Genomic DNA, 14,652 nt, shown 5'->3' with positions numbered 1-14,652 from the left:
TAGGCCTGCCGCCAGCGTTCAATCTGAGCCATGATCAAACTCTTCAATTAAAAGCTTGATTTGCTAAGTTAATAGCGATGCTCAAAGGTTACTGTCTAAATTACTTTAGTTAGTCACTCTTCAAGACTTAATATTTTGTGCATCCGANTTTGTGCATCCGAAGATGCTTGATATTGTCTTGTGAGTGCCCACACAGATTGTCTGATAAATTGTTAAAGAGCAGTGAGTTACGCGCTTTCGCTTGCTAACTCGAGGTGGCGTATATTACGCTTTCCTCTTTCAGAGTCAACCTCTTTTTCAGAAGTTTTTTCTCTTGTTTTCTCTCTTCCCGGCCGCTTGTGAAGTGAATCACTTGCGCCGTGTCGATGGAGGCGCATTATAGGGAGCTGGCTCAGGATGGCAAGCAAATATCTTCACTTTTATTCTACATGCTCTCTTTTCAAGCAACATGTTTAGCTTTTACGCTTTTTAATCGCTTCCGGCAGATCAGCCAGGCTATTTAACACCCAGTCTGCCTGTTTTTCACCCTCAGCCGTCACCGGCTTGCCGCTTCTGACCAGAACTTTGGTCCCTACCCCTGCCGCCAGCCCGGCCAACATATCTTCTGGTTTGTCCCCTACCATATAAGAAGCGGCCATATCGATATTAAGCTCTTGCTGTGCAGATAACAGCATACCTGGCTGTGGCTTACGGCAATCACACGCCTGGCGGTACGCCTCGACGCTGCCTTCAGGGTGGTGCGGGCAGAAATAGATGCCGTCCAGATCCACCTCGCGGTCTGCCAGTGACCAATCCATCCATTCGGTCAGCTGCATGAACTGATCTTCTGTGAATATCCCACGGGCAATACCTGACTGGTTGGTCACGACCACCAGTGCAAACCCCATCTTTTTGAGGGCCTGACAGGCTTCAATTACGCCCTCTATAAATTGAAAGTTATCGATCTCGTGAACGTATCCATGATCAACATTTAATGTACCGTCACGGTCGAGGAAAATAGCTGGAACTTGTTGTGCCACGTTTTTGCTCCTGATGGCTGGAAAACCCGGCCAGTATCGCATGTTTTTATCGGGTGAGAGAGTACCGGGACGCTGCAATCTGCGTTGACTTAGACGTCTAGACACCTTAACATCCGCCCACGCTCTGACATCCTATGCCGGAGCCACTTTTATCAAGCCACAGGCAACCGCGATAAAATAAGAAGAACATGATTAAACTTTCCAACATTACTAAAGTGTTTCAGCAGGGGTCGCGTACCATTAATGCGCTCGATGATGTGACACTTCACGTCCCTGCCGGACAGATCTATGGTGTCATCGGTGCCTCTGGTGCCGGTAAAAGCACCCTTATCCGCTGCGTTAACCTGCTGGAGCGCCCAACCCATGGGCAGGTTCTGGTAGACGGTACGGATCTCACCACGCTTTCCGAAAGTCAGCTGGTGCGCGCCCGCCGTCAGATTGGCATGATCTTCCAGCACTTTAACCTGCTCTCATCCCGCACTGTCGCCGGTAATGTCGCCCTGCCGCTGGAGCTGGACAACCAACCCGCGGCGGAAATTAAACGCCGCGTCGCTGAATTGCTGGATCTGGTCGGGCTGGCTGACAAGCATGACGCTTACCCGGCAAACCTTTCCGGCGGCCAGAAACAGCGCGTGGCGATCGCCAGGGCGCTGGCCAGTAACCCTAAAGTCCTGCTGTGTGACGAAGCCACCAGCGCACTGGACCCGGCCACCACCCGCGCCATTCTGGAATTATTGAAAGACATCAACCGCCGTCTCGGCCTGACGATTTTGCTGATTACCCATGAAATGGACGTCGTGAAACGCATCTGTGATCAGGTCGCCGTGATCAGCGGCGGCAAGCTGATTGAGCAGGATAAAGTCAGCGAAATGTTCTCTCATCCAAAAACGCCGCTGGCCCAGGCCTTTATTCAGTCTACCCTGCACCTGGATATCCCGGATGATTATGCCGAGCGCATGATCCCGGAGCCGGCTGCCGGCCGCGTGCCGTTATTGCGGCTGGAGTTCACCGGTCAGTCGGTGGATGCGCCATTGCTGTCGGAAGCGGTACGCCGTTTCAACATCAATAACAATATTATCAGTGCCCAGATGGATTATGCCGGTGGCGTCAAGTTCGGCATTATGCTGACTGAACTGCATGGCGATGAATCTTCCACCCTGGCGGCGATTCAGTTCCTGAAGGAACATCATGTGAAAGTTGAGGTTCTTGGTTATGTCTGAGGCAATGATGTGGTTATTAGGCCGCGGCGTCTGGGAAACCCTGATGATGACCTTCGTCTCCGGTTTCTTTGGTTTTGTGCTGGGTCTGCCGGTGGGCGTGCTGCTCTATATTACCCGCCCCGGCCAAATCAGCGACAACCCGAGCCTTTATCGGGTGCTGTCAGCCCTGGTCAATATTTTCCGATCGATTCCTTTTATCATCCTGCTGGTCTGGATGATTCCCTTCACGCGCATTATTGTCGGCACCTCGATCGGCTTGCAGGCGGCAATTGTGCCGCTGACCGTGGGGGCCGCACCCTTTATTGCACGGATGGTGGAAAACGCCCTGTTGGAAATCCCGACCGGCCTGATTGAAGCGGCACGCGCGATGGGCGCCACCCCAATGCAAATCATCAAGAAGATTTTGTTGCCGGAGGCCCTGCCGGGCCTGGTGAATGCCGCCACCATTACGCTCATCACGCTGGTAGGCTACTCTGCAATGGGCGGCGCAGTCGGTGCCGGGGGCCTGGGGCAGATTGGTTATCAGTATGGTTATATCGGCTATGATGCTACGGTGATGAACACGGTATTAATCTTACTGGTGCTGCTGGTTTACCTGATTCAGCTTTGCGGTGACCGCATTGTTAAAGCCGTCACACATAAATAACGGTCGTCATAATAGCGCCCTGCGGGGCGTATAATTAATATCCGTCTATAGAGGAAAAGGATATGGCTTTTAAATTTAAATCTCTCGCGGTCGTGGGTGCACTTTTAGGGTCGCTGGCGCTGGCTGGGTGTGGTCAGGAAGAGAAAGATCCAAACCATATTAAAGTCGGGGTAATTGTCGGTGCTGAACAGCAGGTGGCAGAAGCGGCACAAAAAGTAGCGAAAGAGAAATATGGCCTGGATGTCGAGCTGGTCACGTTCAATGATTATGTGCTGCCGAACGAAGCCCTGAGCAAAGGCGACATCGATGTGAACGCCTTCCAGCACAAACTGTATCTGGATCAACAAATCAAAGATCGCGGCTACAAACTGGTGCCGGTCGGCAATACCTTTGTGTACCCGATTGCCGGTTACTCCAAAAAAATCAAATCCCTGGCTGAGCTGCAAAACGGCTCCCAGATCGCCCTGCCGAACGACCCGACCAACCTGGGCCGCTCCCTGCTGCTGCTGCAGAAACAGGGTCTGATCAAACTGAAAGAGGGTGTGGGCCTGCTGCCGACCGTACTGGACGTGGTAGAGAACCCGAAACAGCTGAAACTGGTTGAACTGGAAGCCCCGCAGCTGCCGCGTTCCCTGGATGACCAGCAGATTGCGCTGGCGATCATCAATACCACGTACGCCAGCCAGATCGGCCTGACGCCGGCGAAAGACGGTATCTTTGTCGAAGACAAAGACTCGCCTTACGTCAACATGCTCGTTTCCCGCGAAGACAATAAAGACGCAGAAAACGTGAAGAAATTCGTTCAGGCGTACCAGTCGGCTGAAGTCGACGAAGCGGCGAATAAAATCTTCAACGGCGGTGCAGTAAAAGGCTGGTAACTCCCCTGTTGCCGATTTTTACAGGATATCTCTGAGACGGGCTGCGGCCCGTCTTGTTATTTGCGCGATAGATTGTTTCAATAACGCCACTTTTTTATAGCAGAGGAACTCCCATGCGCGCTTTACCTCTCTGTTTGCTGGCGCTGCTGCTTGCAGGATGCACCACTACGCCGACGCCCCCGCCGGCTTCCGCTAACAAACCGATTTTCTCTTCACCTAAACCGGCCCGCCCCAAACCCGCTGTTCCGCATGCTGCACCGGTAAAACTGTATAACAGTGCCGAAGATCTGGTCGCCCAACCGTTCCGCGATCTGGGTGCCGTCTCCGGCGAATCCTGCCAGGCGACGGCGCAATCCGCCCCGCCCAACATCGCCACCGCCCGTAAAAAAATGCAGATCCGCGCCTCTACAATGAAGGCTAACGCGGTGCTGGTGCATAAGTGTGAGATCGTCAGCGGCACCGCAGGCTGTTATCAGCAGGCTGTTTGCCAGGGCACCGCGCTGGACGTCACCTTTAAATGACCCATTTCAGCTTTCAGCAGATCGGGGTGATCCGCTCGCCGTATAAAGAGAAATTTGCCGTTCCCCGTCAGCCGGGGCTGGTTGAGGATGGCGGCGGTGAGTTGCACCTGTTGCCCCCTTATAATCAGCCGGAAGCGGTGCGTGGGCTGGAGGCGTTCAGCCATCTCTGGGTGATGTTTATCTTTCACCAGACAATGGAAGGCGGCTGGCGGCCGACGGTGCGTCCGCCGCGTCTGGGCGGCAATGCCCGTATGGGTGTCTTTGCCACCCGCTCCACCTTCCGCCCCAACCCGCTGGGCATGTCGCTGATTGAGCTGAAAGGCATCCGGCAGCAGGGTAATGCGCTCATCTTGCAACTCGGCAGCCTGGATTTGGTTGACGGAACACCGGTCGTGGACATCAAACCCTATCTGCCGTTCGCTGAAAGCCACCCTGAGGCACGCGCCGGTTTTGCCCAATCCGCACCGGCGGCGGATATGCCGGTTCGCTTCTGTGCTTATGCCGAGCAGCAGTTGCAGGCCGAATACCGCGCGTATCCCCAGTTACGTCGTTTTATTACGCAGGTACTGGCCCAGGACCCACGCCCGGCCTACCGTAAAGGGGATGACGAAGATCGTGATTATGCGGTACACCTGCTGGCGTTTAATGTCCGCTGGCGGGTGCAGCAAAATGAGACGGAAGTCCTCAGCCTCGACAGGGTGTAATTTTCTTACCGCTCTCTTTTGCGCAAGCCCGCGGCACTGGTAAACTAAGTGACTTTTCATATTTTGGCCGCCCTCCCGGCAGCCTGATGCAATTTGCTGTTCTAATTGGAACCACTACATCATGCGTACTAGTCAATACCTGCTCTCCACCCTGAAGGAGACCCCAGCCGACGCAGAGGTCATCAGCCACCAGCTGATGCTGCGCGCCGGGATGATTCGCAAGCTGGCCTCCGGGTTATACACCTGGCTGCCGACGGGCCTGCGCGTTCTGAAAAAAGTCGAAAACATCGTGCGCGAAGAGATGAACAACGCCAACGCAATCGAAGTGTCGATGCCGGTGGTACAGCCTGCGGACTTGTGGCAGGAGAGCGGCCGCTGGGAGCAGTACGGCCCGGAATTGCTGCGCCTGGTTGACCGTGGCGATCGCCCGTTCGTGCTCGGCCCGACGCATGAAGAAGTGATTACCGATCTGATCCGTAACGAAATCAGCTCTTATAAACAACTGCCGCTGAATTTCTTCCAGATCCAGACCAAATTCCGTGATGAAGTCCGCCCGCGTTTTGGCGTGATGCGCTCACGTGAATTCCTGATGAAAGATGCGTACTCCTTCCACACCACGCAGGAATCCTTGCAGGAAACCTACGAGGCGATGTACGCCGCGTACAGCAAAATCTTTACCCGCATGGGCCTCGACTTCCGTGCCGTTCAGGCAGACACCGGCTCCATCGGCGGCAGCGCCTCGCATGAGTTCCAGGTGCTGGCCTCCAGCGGTGAAGACGATATCGTCTTCGCGACCGGCTCCGACTATGCCGCCAACATTGAGCTGGCAGAAGCCGTGGCCCCTAAAGCGGAGCGCGACGCGCCTGCTGAAGAGATGCGTGAAATTGACACGCCGGATGCCAAAACCATCGCGGAACTGGTAGAGCAATTTAACCAGCCGATTGAGAAAACCGTGAAAACCCTGCTGGTGCATGCCCGTGAAGAGAGCGGCCATAAACTGGTGGCATTGCTGGTACGCGGTGACCATGAGCTGAACGAAATTAAAGCAGAGAAAGTGCCGTTAGTGGCCGTTCCGCTGACTTTCGCCACCGAAGCGGAAATCCGCGAGCTGGTGGGCGCAGGCCCAGGTTCACTGGGGCCGGTTAACCTGCCGGTGCCGGTGGTGGCTGACCGTGCCGTCGCCGTGATGAGCGACTTCAGCGCCGGTGCCAACCGTGACGGCAAGCACCTGTTCGGCATTAACTGGGAGCGTGACGTCGCGCTGCCGCAGGTCGCTGACATCCGTAACGTCAAAGAGGGTGATATCAGCCCGGACGGCCAGGGTACGCTGCTGATCAAACGCGGTATCGAAGTGGGTCACATCTTCCAGCTCGGCACCAAGTACTCTGAAGCCATGAACGCCACCGTACAGGGCGAAGATGGCCGTAACCAGACCATGACCATGGGCTGCTACGGTATCGGGGTCACACGCGTGGTGGCAGCTGCCATTGAGCAGAACCATGACGAGCGCGGCATCATCTGGCCGGACGCTATCGCGCCGTTCCAGGTTGCCATCCTGCCGATGAACATGCACAAATCTTTCCGGGTGAAAGAAGTGGCAGAAGCGCTGTATACCACCCTGCGTTCACAGGGCGTGGATGTCATCCTGGACGATCGCAAAGAGCGTCCGGGCGTGATGTTCGCGGATATGGAGCTGATTGGTGTGCCGCATACTATCGTCATTGGCGATCGTAACCTGGATGCCGAAGAGGTGGAGTATAAAAACCGCCGCTCCGGTGAGAAGCAGATGCTCAAAACCGCCGAGATGGCTGATTTCCTGCTGAGCCAGATCCCGCGCTGAGCCAGGCTGATGCCCTGATAAAAAACGCCCTTACCGGGCGTTTTTTTATGCGTTTTTTTCAGCGGCTGTCAGTCACAGCGCTTACCGGGGCGGAACTGCGGTGAGCTGTCCGGCACCAGCGCGCGTTGCGGCTCGCCGCCTGATACAGCGGGTTGCAGGACGTAATGCCCCTCCAGCGTCAGGAATACCGGCTCTGCCTCCTGATCGTCGCCGCGTAACTTACGGAATGCACGTTCCAGATCCGTCTGGTGTTCTACCGGATAGCTTTTGTCCGTCGTGCAGTCATGGAATATCGCTTTGCCCGCCTGCTGCCGGAACATACCGCTCATGGTCATCGGCGTAGCAGGCAGCGGTGCCGTGACCGGCTGTAAGGTGTAATTGAACGCTGATGAGATCGGCGTGCCGTTACGGTCGAGCATTTCCAAACTCTTCTCATGCGCGCGGAAATAGCGCTTTTCGCCGTCGCGCGAGGTCAGTACCAGTTTGTCAGCGGTACGCGCCCAGCGGCCATACGCCGCGAAAACCCGTTTCTCTGTGTCACGGCTCTCCTCACCGGTGTAGCGCTCCTGCAACACATAGGTACCGTCTTCCGCCAGAAACAGGGAGGTGTCAATCCCACTGCAATCTGCACACGGCAACAGGCCGCGATAGCTCTGCGCCATCGGCTGCAACGCCTGCTCCTGCGCGTGGAACGCACGGTGGCAGCCAAACAGGGAAAGCGCCCCCAATGAAAACAGCAGCGCCAGGGTTATTTTTTTCACAATGCTCTCCTGCTGTGTGCATCTTCCTGGTTGAGGTTAACGTGCCCGCTTCAGGCCTGGCGGACCTTTCCGCGCAGGGCTTTGGTGGACGCTTTACGGCTTTTGCCTTCCAGCCGCCGCACTTTGGAGGCTTTGGTCGGCCGGGTGGGACGGCGTACCTTTTCGACGACGACTGCCTGCTGGATCAGGGCCGCCAGCCGGCTTAACGCGGCCTCACGGTTCATCTCCTGGCTGCGGTACTCCTGCGCTTTGATAATCACCACCCCTTCCGCCGTAATCAGATGGTGGGGCATCGCCAGCAGCCGTTCCTGGTAAAACGGCGGCAGGCTGGAGGCGCGGATATCAAAACGCAGGTGAATCGCGGTGGAGGTTTTGTTCACATTCTGCCCGCCCGCACCCTGCGCACGGATCGCCGTCAGTTCTATCTCGTGGTCGGGCAGGGTCACGCTGTTTGAAATGAATAACGCCACTTAGCTCGCCTGTTGCCATTCGGTGAAATGAATCTCCAGGTTGGTCTGCGCATCAGACAACCATAGGGTGCCTTCCTGAAGCGTAGCCTGTAAATCCATGTTCCGGTTAGCTAATCCTGCGAGCCTGGCCATCTGTGCATCATCCAGGAAACGGACGCTGAGATTGCGTAACGCCTGCGCTTTCGGTGCCATTTGGGCCCACCAGACGTTGGCGGCACGTTCGCCATAGGCGTAAAGCACCACGCGTGGGGACTGGTTGCAGGCTTTTTTCAGCCGTTTTTCATCCGGCAGGCCCAGCTCCACCCACAGTTCCAGGCCGTTATGGTCATTGCGTTGCCAGAGTTCCGGCTCCCCTTCTGCACTCAGGCCGCGGGTAAAGTGCAGCCGTTCGTCCGCGTGGCAAATCCAGGCCAGCAGGCGCAGCATCATGCGCTGTTCCGTTTCGGAAGGATGCTGGGCAACGGTCAGGTTGGCGTCATAGAAAAAATTGCGGTCCATGTCGGCAATGTTTATCGCCGCTTTATAAATTGTGGCTTTGAGCGCCATGTTCACCTCTCACGTTAAGGTCCACAGTGTACTTGAAAGCGAGGGGCATCGGCCAGTGATGCCCGGCCGCGCTAAATGCCTGATACCCGATGAAAGCCGGGCCGGAGCGCTGAACTCTCTGCGGTGCCTGTGCTATAGTCGTTAGATAATGAACGTTTATCTTCATAGGACAATCGGCACGCCAGGCGTGTATCCTATCGGGATAAGCGCTCTGGGGAGGATATTGTGCGACAATATTGCGAGTTAGTACGCCGGTTTTATGCTGAGATCGGCAGCGGTGATCTTGGCTATGTGCCCGATGCGCTGGGCTGTGTGTTGCAAACATTGGACGAAGTCGCCGCGAACCCGGCACTTCCGTCCTCCGTTAGGGACCAGGCGGCTTTTGCCGCCGCTAACTTATTGGTGAGCGATTATGTCGATGAATGATGAGTATCAACCCATCAATTGTGATGACTACGATAATCTTGAGCTCGCCTGTCAGAAGCATTATGTATTGACGCTGAAGATGCGAAGCGGAGAGATTGTGGAAGGCAAGGCAAGCGATCTGATTTCACGCAAGCGCGTGGAGTATCTGGTGATCGAAGAGGCCGGCAGCACGCGGGACGTGCGGCTGGATTACATTGCCAGCTTCAGCCACCCGGAACTGGGCACCGTTGAGGTCAGCATCGACTGACAACATCCGGGGTAACAAGGGCAGCCTGTGGCTGCCCTTTTTTATGCCCGCGATCCGGATTCAGGGTTTTTGCGCTGCATAATAAGCCGCCAGATCGCTGATATCCTGATCTGACAGATCGGCCGCGTAACCGCTCATGATCGCCGCCTGCCCGGCACTGCGATCGCCGCTTTTATAGGCGTGCAACGCGGCTTCAAGATAGTCCTGCTGCTGCCCGGCCAGATTCGGGTAAATCGCCGCGGAGGCCTTGCCGTCCTGCCCGTGGCACGCCATACAGGCCACCGCCTTTTCTTTCCCTGCCGCACTGTTGCCTGCCGCCAGCACCGGCCCGCTCAGCCCGCACGCCAGCATGATTGTCACTGCCCACTTCATCATTGTTCCTTACTCATGCCATTGCCCGGCTTCTGCCAGGTCACACGCCAGCCGGGTTGACCGGCGCCCGCTGCGCCTTCGCGCGTCACAAAGACGCCGGGCGCGGCAATCAGCTGCTCGCCATAGAAGATTAACGGCGTCCGGTTGCGCTCCCAGGGGGGAATGGCCAGCTCCTGCCAGAGTTTTTTAATCTGCCGGGAGTGCGGGCGGCCGACAATATAAAATGCGCCCTCCGCATAAAAGCGTACGGTGACGGTTTCATCCGGCCGCGCCCGGCGGATCCACTGCGCTTTCCCGGCGGTAAACTGCTCTGTGACATGCAGGCTGCCCACGCCATCCGGCAACGTCAGCGCACACGGGGGTTCCCAGGCCAGCACCTCATGGTCGATCTCCTGCATCACCGGCAGCAGGTAGAGCCGCTGACGGAAACGCCGCACCGACCCACCGCCCAGTTGCAGTTGTGGCTCTGCATCGGCACGGCTCTCCGCGACTTCACGCCACAACCGCTGAAGCTGCTCACGGGCCGGCATCGGCATACCGTGGCGCGCCATCCAGCGGCGCAACAGCGCGGCGCGTTTCGCCTCTGACATCGTCCGCAGCGCCTCAATCGCCAGGGATCCCTGTGCGTCCAGCAGCGACGTCAGCGTCTCCTCCAGCAGTTCATCCAGCAGGGCTTCCTGCTCGCCGCACAGGGCGGCACTGCGGCTGGTGGCCGCGGCGAAATGCGGCCAGCGCTGGTGCAACACCGGCAGCACCTGCCGCCGCAGGAAATTGCGGTCAAAGCGGTCATCCTGGTTGCTGTCGTCATCAATCCAGCTCAGACCCTGCTCATCGGCATACCCTTCCAGCTCCTGGCGGGACACATCCAGCAGCGGGCGCACCAGCTGGTGGCCGTGGAACGCCGTGGCACTTTTCATGGCAGACAGCCCGGCCGGGCCGCTGCCGCGCTTCAGCGCCAGCAGAAAGGTTTCACATTGGTCATCAAGATGCTGGGCGGTCAGCAGCGTTTCACCCGCCTGCAACGTGGAAGCCAGCGCCTGATAGCGGGCGTCACGCGCCGCGGCTTCCACCCCGCCCTGCCGGGGATCGGGCGTAACACGAAGGAGGGTCAGCGGGATCTGCCATTGTGCGCACAGCGCCTCACAGTGCGCAGCCCAGTCGTCAGCAAAGCGGCTCAGGCCGTGATGGATATGCACCGCCCGCAGTGACAGGTCACGCCCGCCAAGGCGCAGCGTCACCAGCAGGTGCAGCAGGACGGTGGAGTCCAGCCCGCCGCTGAAGGCGACACAGCAGGCGCGGCTGTCGCCAAGTTGGGTATTCAGGTGGGATAACAGTGTTTCATCATTCATAGCAGTGGGTTTTCCTGCGCCTCACTCGTTCATGAGGCGCACGTTACCCACTCAGGCGCCGGCAGGCAAGCGCTCAATGGTCGCTTCGTCTTCATTGGCGGCCGGGCGCACCTCATACAGTTCCAGCGGCAAGCCGTCCGGGTCACTGAAGAAGGTGAAGCGCTGGCCGGTCAGGGGATCGATGCGCACCGGCTCACAGGTCACGCCGGACTGCGCCAGCGAATCCACTGCCTCGGCGATGTTTTCCACACTGAACGCCAGGTGGCGCAAGCCGCATGACTCCGGGCGGCTGGGGCGCGCCGGTGGCTGAGGGAAGGAGAACAGCTCAATGGTATAGACACCGTTCAGGGCCAGATCGCCTTTCCAGGAGTCGCGCTCTTCACGGTAAAACTCCCCCAGCAGGTGGAAACCCAGCACATCACAATAGAACTGTTTACTCACCTGATAATTGCTGCTGATGATGGCGATATGGTGCACCTGGCGTAATTTAAGCATTCCTCACTCCTTATGATTCTCGTTCTATTTCGCATGACCCCGCACGTTAGCGACCACGCCGGGGAGCGTCAATGCGGTTACTCTGAGAAAGCCCGAAATTCCCGCCGACGGACAGAAACAGACAATGCAAATGTTAAATATTTGTTTAATTTCACGCTACCCACAGTAAAAAGGTTGAGCGCACCGCCACTTCTGCCTGCCCGGACATAAAGTGTTCACGCCTTGCTGTATATGCCTTTTACTATGGAAACAGGACAAAAGGCGCAGATTTTTTCTGCCTACTGCAATGCGGGAGCATGTCGATGAAAGTTAACTTTTATGTAACCTGTATTGGCGACGCGATCAAAGCCAACATGGCCAAAAAAAGTGTGTTGCTGCTGGAAAAGCTGGGATGCGAGGTGCTTTTCCCGGAACGCCAGGCGTGCTGCGGCCAGCCGGCCATCAACGGCGGCTATGTCAAAGACGCCAAACCGGCGATGAAATCCCTGATTACCGCCTTTGAGGAGAACGACTACCCGATCATCTCCCCGGCCGGTTCCTGTACCTATGCGATCAAAAGTTATGCCGGTTACCTGGCCGATGAGCCGGACTGGGCGCGGCGTGCGCAGGCGGTCGGCGACCGGATGCAGGATCTGACCTCCTTTATTGTGAATACCCTGGGGCTGAGCGATGTCGGTGCGCGGCTGCCCGGCCGGGCGGTTTACCACCCATCGTGCAGCCTGTTCCGCAAACTGGGGGTGAAAGAGGAGCCGCTGACGCTGCTGCGCCACGTCGCGGGGCTGGAACTGCTGCCGATCCGCAACCAGGAAACCTGTTGCGGTTTTGGCGGCACCTTCTCGGTGAAAATGGCGGAAATCTCCGGCGAAATGGTGAAAGAGAAAGTGGTGCATATGATGGACGTCCGGCCCGATTACCTGATTGGCGCGGACGCCAGTTGCCTGATCAACATCGGCGGCCGCCTGCACCGTGAACGGCAGCCGGTGAAAGTGCTGCATATTGCTGAAGTCCTGATGAGCCGCTGAGGAGCCGCTATGTCGATGAAAACCAGTGCGGTGGCCTTTAAACCGCGCATCAAAATTCAGATGCAGGACAGCGTAATGCGCAATGCGGTGGCGATGGCGCAGGAGCGTATCGGCACCAACCGGCAGATCATGGTCGAGGAGCTGGGAAACTGGGAAGCGTGGCGCGACCGCGCAGAACAGATCCGCAACCATGTGCTGGAAAACCTGGATGCCTATCTCTACCAGCTGTCAGAAAAAGTCACGGAAAACGGCGGCCATGTCTATTTTGCCCGCACCAAAGAGGAGGCTACCGCTTATATCAGTGAGGTGGCGGCCCGTAAGCAGGCCAAAAAAGTGGTGAAGTCCAAGTCGATGGTCACGGAAGAGATCGGGATGAATGCCGTGTTGCAGCAACAGGGCATTGAGGTGATTGAAACGGACCTCGGTGAATATATTTTACAGCTTGATGAGGATCCGCCGTCGCACATCGTGGTGCCGGCGATCCACAAAGATCGCTTCCAGATCCGCGATGTGCTCCACAACAAGCTGGGCTATGAAGGCCCGGAAACGCCTGAGGCGATGACGCTGTTTATCCGCGAAAAAATCCGTGAGCATTTCCTGACGGCGGACATCGGCATCACCGGCTGTAACTTTGCGGTGGCGGAAACCGGCTCAATTTGCCTGGTCACCAATGAAGGCAATGCACGCCTCAGCACCACGCTGCCGAAGACGCATATCGCCGTGATGGGCATGGAGCGCATCGCGCCGACCTTTGAAGAGGTCGATGTGCTGATCACCCTGCTCTGCCGCAGCGCCGTGGGGTCACGCCTCACCAGTTACAATACCTGGCTGACCGGCCCGCGCGAAGCGGGGCACCTCGACGGGCCGGAGGAGTTCCATCTGGTGATTGTGGACAACGGCCGCTCGCAGGTGCTGGGCTCCGAGTTCCGCGATATTCTGCGCTGCATCCGTTGCGGCGCCTGTATGAACACCTGCCCGGCTTACCGCCACATCGGCGGCCACAGTTACGGCTCGATCTATCCCGGCCCCATCGGTTCGGTGCTGTCACCGCTGCTGGGGGGATATGAGGATTTCAAGGATCTGCCCTACGCCTGTTCACTCTGCTCGGCCTGTAATCAGGTCTGCCCGGTAAAAATCCCGCTGGCACAATTGCACCTGAAACACCGGCAGCACATGGCCGAACAGGGCATGACGCCGAAAGCCGAACAGCGTATTACCCGGCTGTTCAACTATGCCAACGCCCGCCCCGGCGTGTGGAAAGTTGGCATGAAGATCGGTGCCAAAGCGGCCGGCTGGCTGATTAAAGACGGCAAAGCCCCATTCAGCCCGGCGGCGATCGGCGAATGGACCCAGGCGCGTGACCTGCCGGATGCCGACGGCGAGAGTTTCCGCAGCTGGTTTAAACGCCATCAGGCCACAGGAGAAGAGTAATGCTGACCCCACAGAACCGTCACGACTTCCTGGAGGAGATCGCCCGCCAACTGGGGCGCCCGCTGCGCCGTGAGCCGCCTGCCCCACCGCCGCCGGTCAGCGATTTCGCCGCCTCACGCCTGACGGAACTGACGCAGGAAGAGCGCTGCACCGCCTTTTCCGATTACGCCCGTGACGTGCTGAAAGTCAATTGTTGCCGCGTCAGTGAGGATCAGCTGATCCCTGCGGTGTTGGCACTGTGTGAGGAGTATGGCCGGTCGCCGGTGATCGTCAGCGGTGACCTTCGTTTACAGGCATTGGGCGTGACGCAGGCGCTGCAACAGCAACTCGGCGCAACCGTCTGGCAACCGGATGCCGGGGCTGAAAATCTGACGCGCGCCGAACAGGCCCAGGTCGGGGTGGTGTATGCCGAAGCGGGGCTGACCGAGTCCGGCAGCGTGGTCTTGTTCTCCGCACCGGATCGCGGCCGCGCCGTGAGTCTGTTGCCCACCGCCTCCATTTTTGTGCTGCGCAAAAGCACCATTCTGCCGCGGGTGGCCCAACTGGCGCAGCAACTGCACCAGCGGGCGCAACGCGGCGAACGGATGCCGAGCTGCATTAACCTGATTGCCGGGCCGAGCTCCACTGCCGATATTGAGCTGATCAAAGTGGTGGGCGTGCACGGGCCGGTGCACGCCGCCTATGTGATCATTGAGGATTGCTGAG

17 protein-coding genes, 1 rRNA gene and 1 pseudogene (1 of these 19 running past the window's edge) are annotated in these 14,652 nt (G+C 57.7%); 11 read left to right on the top strand and 8 right to left on the bottom strand.

Going from position 1 to position 14,652, the window contains the following annotated elements; all coding sequences use genetic code 11:
* A 16S ribosomal RNA gene (locus JK232_RS20600) occupies window positions 1–50 on the bottom strand; it reaches 1,492 nt to the left of the window's first position.
* Window positions 51–452: 402 nt separating this feature from the next.
* Entirely contained in the window at window positions 453–1,019 is a 567-nt protein-coding gene (gene gmhB / locus JK232_RS20595) for a D-glycero-beta-D-manno-heptose 1,7-bisphosphate 7-phosphatase (RefSeq protein WP_072932392.1), read from the bottom strand.
* Between the two features lie 188 nt (window positions 1,020–1,207).
* On the opposite strand from gmhB, the gene metN reads away from it, so the two are divergent.
* The 6 genes from metN to proS all read left to right on the top strand — a co-directional run bounded on the left by metN (window position 1,208) and on the right by proS (window position 6,828).
* Window positions 1,208–2,239 carry a methionine ABC transporter ATP-binding protein MetN gene (metN, locus tag JK232_RS20590; RefSeq protein WP_212589636.1) on the top strand — a complete coding sequence of 344 codons (1,032 nt, stop codon included), beginning with the start codon at window positions 1,208–1,210 and terminating at the stop codon, window positions 2,237–2,239.
* Window positions 2,232–2,885 carry a methionine ABC transporter permease MetI gene (locus JK232_RS20585; RefSeq protein WP_072932396.1) on the top strand — a complete coding sequence of 218 codons (654 nt, stop codon included), beginning with the start codon at window positions 2,232–2,234 and terminating at the stop codon, window positions 2,883–2,885. Before metN ends, JK232_RS20585 begins: the two co-directional genes overlap by 8 nt.
* 62 nt (window positions 2,886–2,947) lie before the next feature.
* The gene (locus JK232_RS20580) at window positions 2,948–3,763 is read left to right on the top strand and encodes a MetQ/NlpA family lipoprotein (protein WP_212589635.1); all 816 of its coding nucleotides are present in this window, start codon (window positions 2,948–2,950) and stop codon (window positions 3,761–3,763) included.
* A 113-nt stretch (window positions 3,764–3,876) separates the two neighbouring features.
* Window positions 3,877–4,284, top strand: a complete 408-nt coding sequence (gene rcsF / locus JK232_RS20575; protein ID WP_072932409.1) for an Rcs stress response system protein RcsF — start codon at window positions 3,877–3,879, stop codon at window positions 4,282–4,284.
* Window positions 4,281–4,988, top strand: a complete 708-nt coding sequence (gene tsaA / locus JK232_RS20570) for a tRNA (N6-threonylcarbamoyladenosine(37)-N6)-methyltransferase TrmO (RefSeq protein WP_072932411.1) — start codon at window positions 4,281–4,283, stop codon at window positions 4,986–4,988. Before rcsF ends, tsaA begins: the two co-directional genes overlap by 4 nt.
* A 121-nt stretch (window positions 4,989–5,109) precedes the next feature.
* On the top strand, window positions 5,110–6,828 hold the full coding sequence (gene proS, locus JK232_RS20565; protein WP_072932413.1) for a proline--tRNA ligase: 1,719 nt from the start codon (window positions 5,110–5,112) through the stop codon (window positions 6,826–6,828).
* 68 nt (window positions 6,829–6,896) lie between these two features.
* Here the strand turns inward: proS and nlpE are convergent, their stop codons facing one another.
* The 3 genes from nlpE to JK232_RS20550 are packed head-to-tail and all read right to left on the bottom strand — an operon-like array spanning window position 6,897 to window position 8,605.
* Window positions 6,897–7,589, bottom strand: coding sequence for an envelope stress response activation lipoprotein NlpE (gene nlpE / locus JK232_RS20560; RefSeq protein ID WP_072932415.1), 693 nt, complete (start codon window positions 7,587–7,589; stop codon window positions 6,897–6,899).
* 50 nt (window positions 7,590–7,639) lie between these two features.
* Window positions 7,640–8,059 (bottom strand): alternative ribosome rescue aminoacyl-tRNA hydrolase ArfB, encoded by a 420-nt coding sequence (gene arfB, locus JK232_RS20555; protein ID WP_212589634.1) that lies wholly within the window; start codon window positions 8,057–8,059, stop codon window positions 7,640–7,642.
* On the bottom strand, window positions 8,060–8,605 hold the full coding sequence (locus tag JK232_RS20550) for a YaeQ family protein (protein WP_072932419.1): 546 nt from the start codon (window positions 8,603–8,605) through the stop codon (window positions 8,060–8,062). It abuts the gene before it with no gap.
* A gap of 225 nt (window positions 8,606–8,830) precedes the next feature.
* Between JK232_RS20550 and JK232_RS20545 the strand changes: the two genes are divergently transcribed.
* Both JK232_RS20545 and rof read left to right on the top strand, forming a co-directional pair.
* Window positions 8,831–9,031: a YaeP family protein gene (locus JK232_RS20545; protein WP_072932421.1), complete on the top strand. Its 201-nt coding sequence runs from the start codon at window positions 8,831–8,833 to the stop codon at window positions 9,029–9,031.
* A complete protein-coding gene (gene rof / locus JK232_RS20540) occupies window positions 9,018–9,278 on the top strand; it encodes a Rho-binding antiterminator (protein WP_072932423.1) in 261 nt (86 codons plus the stop codon). The genes JK232_RS20545 and rof overlap by 14 nt, the downstream gene beginning before the upstream one ends.
* Window positions 9,279–9,338: 60 nt before the next feature.
* Here rof and JK232_RS20535 read toward each other — a convergent pair whose 3' ends face one another.
* From JK232_RS20535 to JK232_RS20525, 3 genes are read right to left on the bottom strand one after another with little or no spacing between them, the layout of a single operon-like run.
* Window positions 9,339–9,650: a c-type cytochrome gene (locus JK232_RS20535; protein WP_212589638.1), complete on the bottom strand. Its 312-nt coding sequence runs from the start codon at window positions 9,648–9,650 to the stop codon at window positions 9,339–9,341.
* On the bottom strand, window positions 9,650–10,999 hold the full coding sequence (gene tilS / locus JK232_RS20530; RefSeq protein WP_101828677.1) for a tRNA lysidine(34) synthetase TilS: 1,350 nt from the start codon (window positions 10,997–10,999) through the stop codon (window positions 9,650–9,652). The genes JK232_RS20535 and tilS overlap by 1 nt, the downstream gene beginning before the upstream one ends.
* Window positions 11,000–11,050: 51 nt before the next feature.
* On the bottom strand, window positions 11,051–11,494 hold the full coding sequence (locus JK232_RS20525; RefSeq protein WP_072932430.1) for a VOC family protein: 444 nt from the start codon (window positions 11,492–11,494) through the stop codon (window positions 11,051–11,053).
* A gap of 302 nt (window positions 11,495–11,796) precedes the next feature.
* Here JK232_RS20525 and JK232_RS20520 point away from each other — a divergent pair, with 302 nt between their 5' ends.
* The 3 genes and pseudogenes from JK232_RS20520 to JK232_RS20510 all read left to right on the top strand — a co-directional run bounded on the left by JK232_RS20520 (window position 11,797) and on the right by JK232_RS20510 (window position 14,651).
* A complete protein-coding gene (locus tag JK232_RS20520) occupies window positions 11,797–12,516 on the top strand; it encodes a (Fe-S)-binding protein (protein WP_072932610.1) in 720 nt (239 codons plus the stop codon).
* A gap of 9 nt (window positions 12,517–12,525) precedes the next feature.
* Window positions 12,526–13,951 (top strand): annotated as a pseudogene (locus tag JK232_RS20515) (LutB/LldF family L-lactate oxidation iron-sulfur protein); the annotation flags it as partial.
* Window positions 13,947–14,651: a LutC/YkgG family protein gene (locus tag JK232_RS20510; RefSeq protein ID WP_072932435.1), complete on the top strand. Its 705-nt coding sequence runs from the start codon at window positions 13,947–13,949 to the stop codon at window positions 14,649–14,651. The pseudogene JK232_RS20515 and the gene JK232_RS20510, both read left to right, overlap by 5 nt.
* Window position 14,652 lies beyond the last annotated feature (1 nt).

The organism is Nissabacter archeti (assembly GCF_018257325.1).
Taxonomy (GTDB): domain Bacteria; phylum Pseudomonadota; class Gammaproteobacteria; order Enterobacterales; family Enterobacteriaceae; genus Chimaeribacter; species Chimaeribacter arupi.
This window is presented reverse-complemented; position numbering and strand designations above follow the sequence as displayed.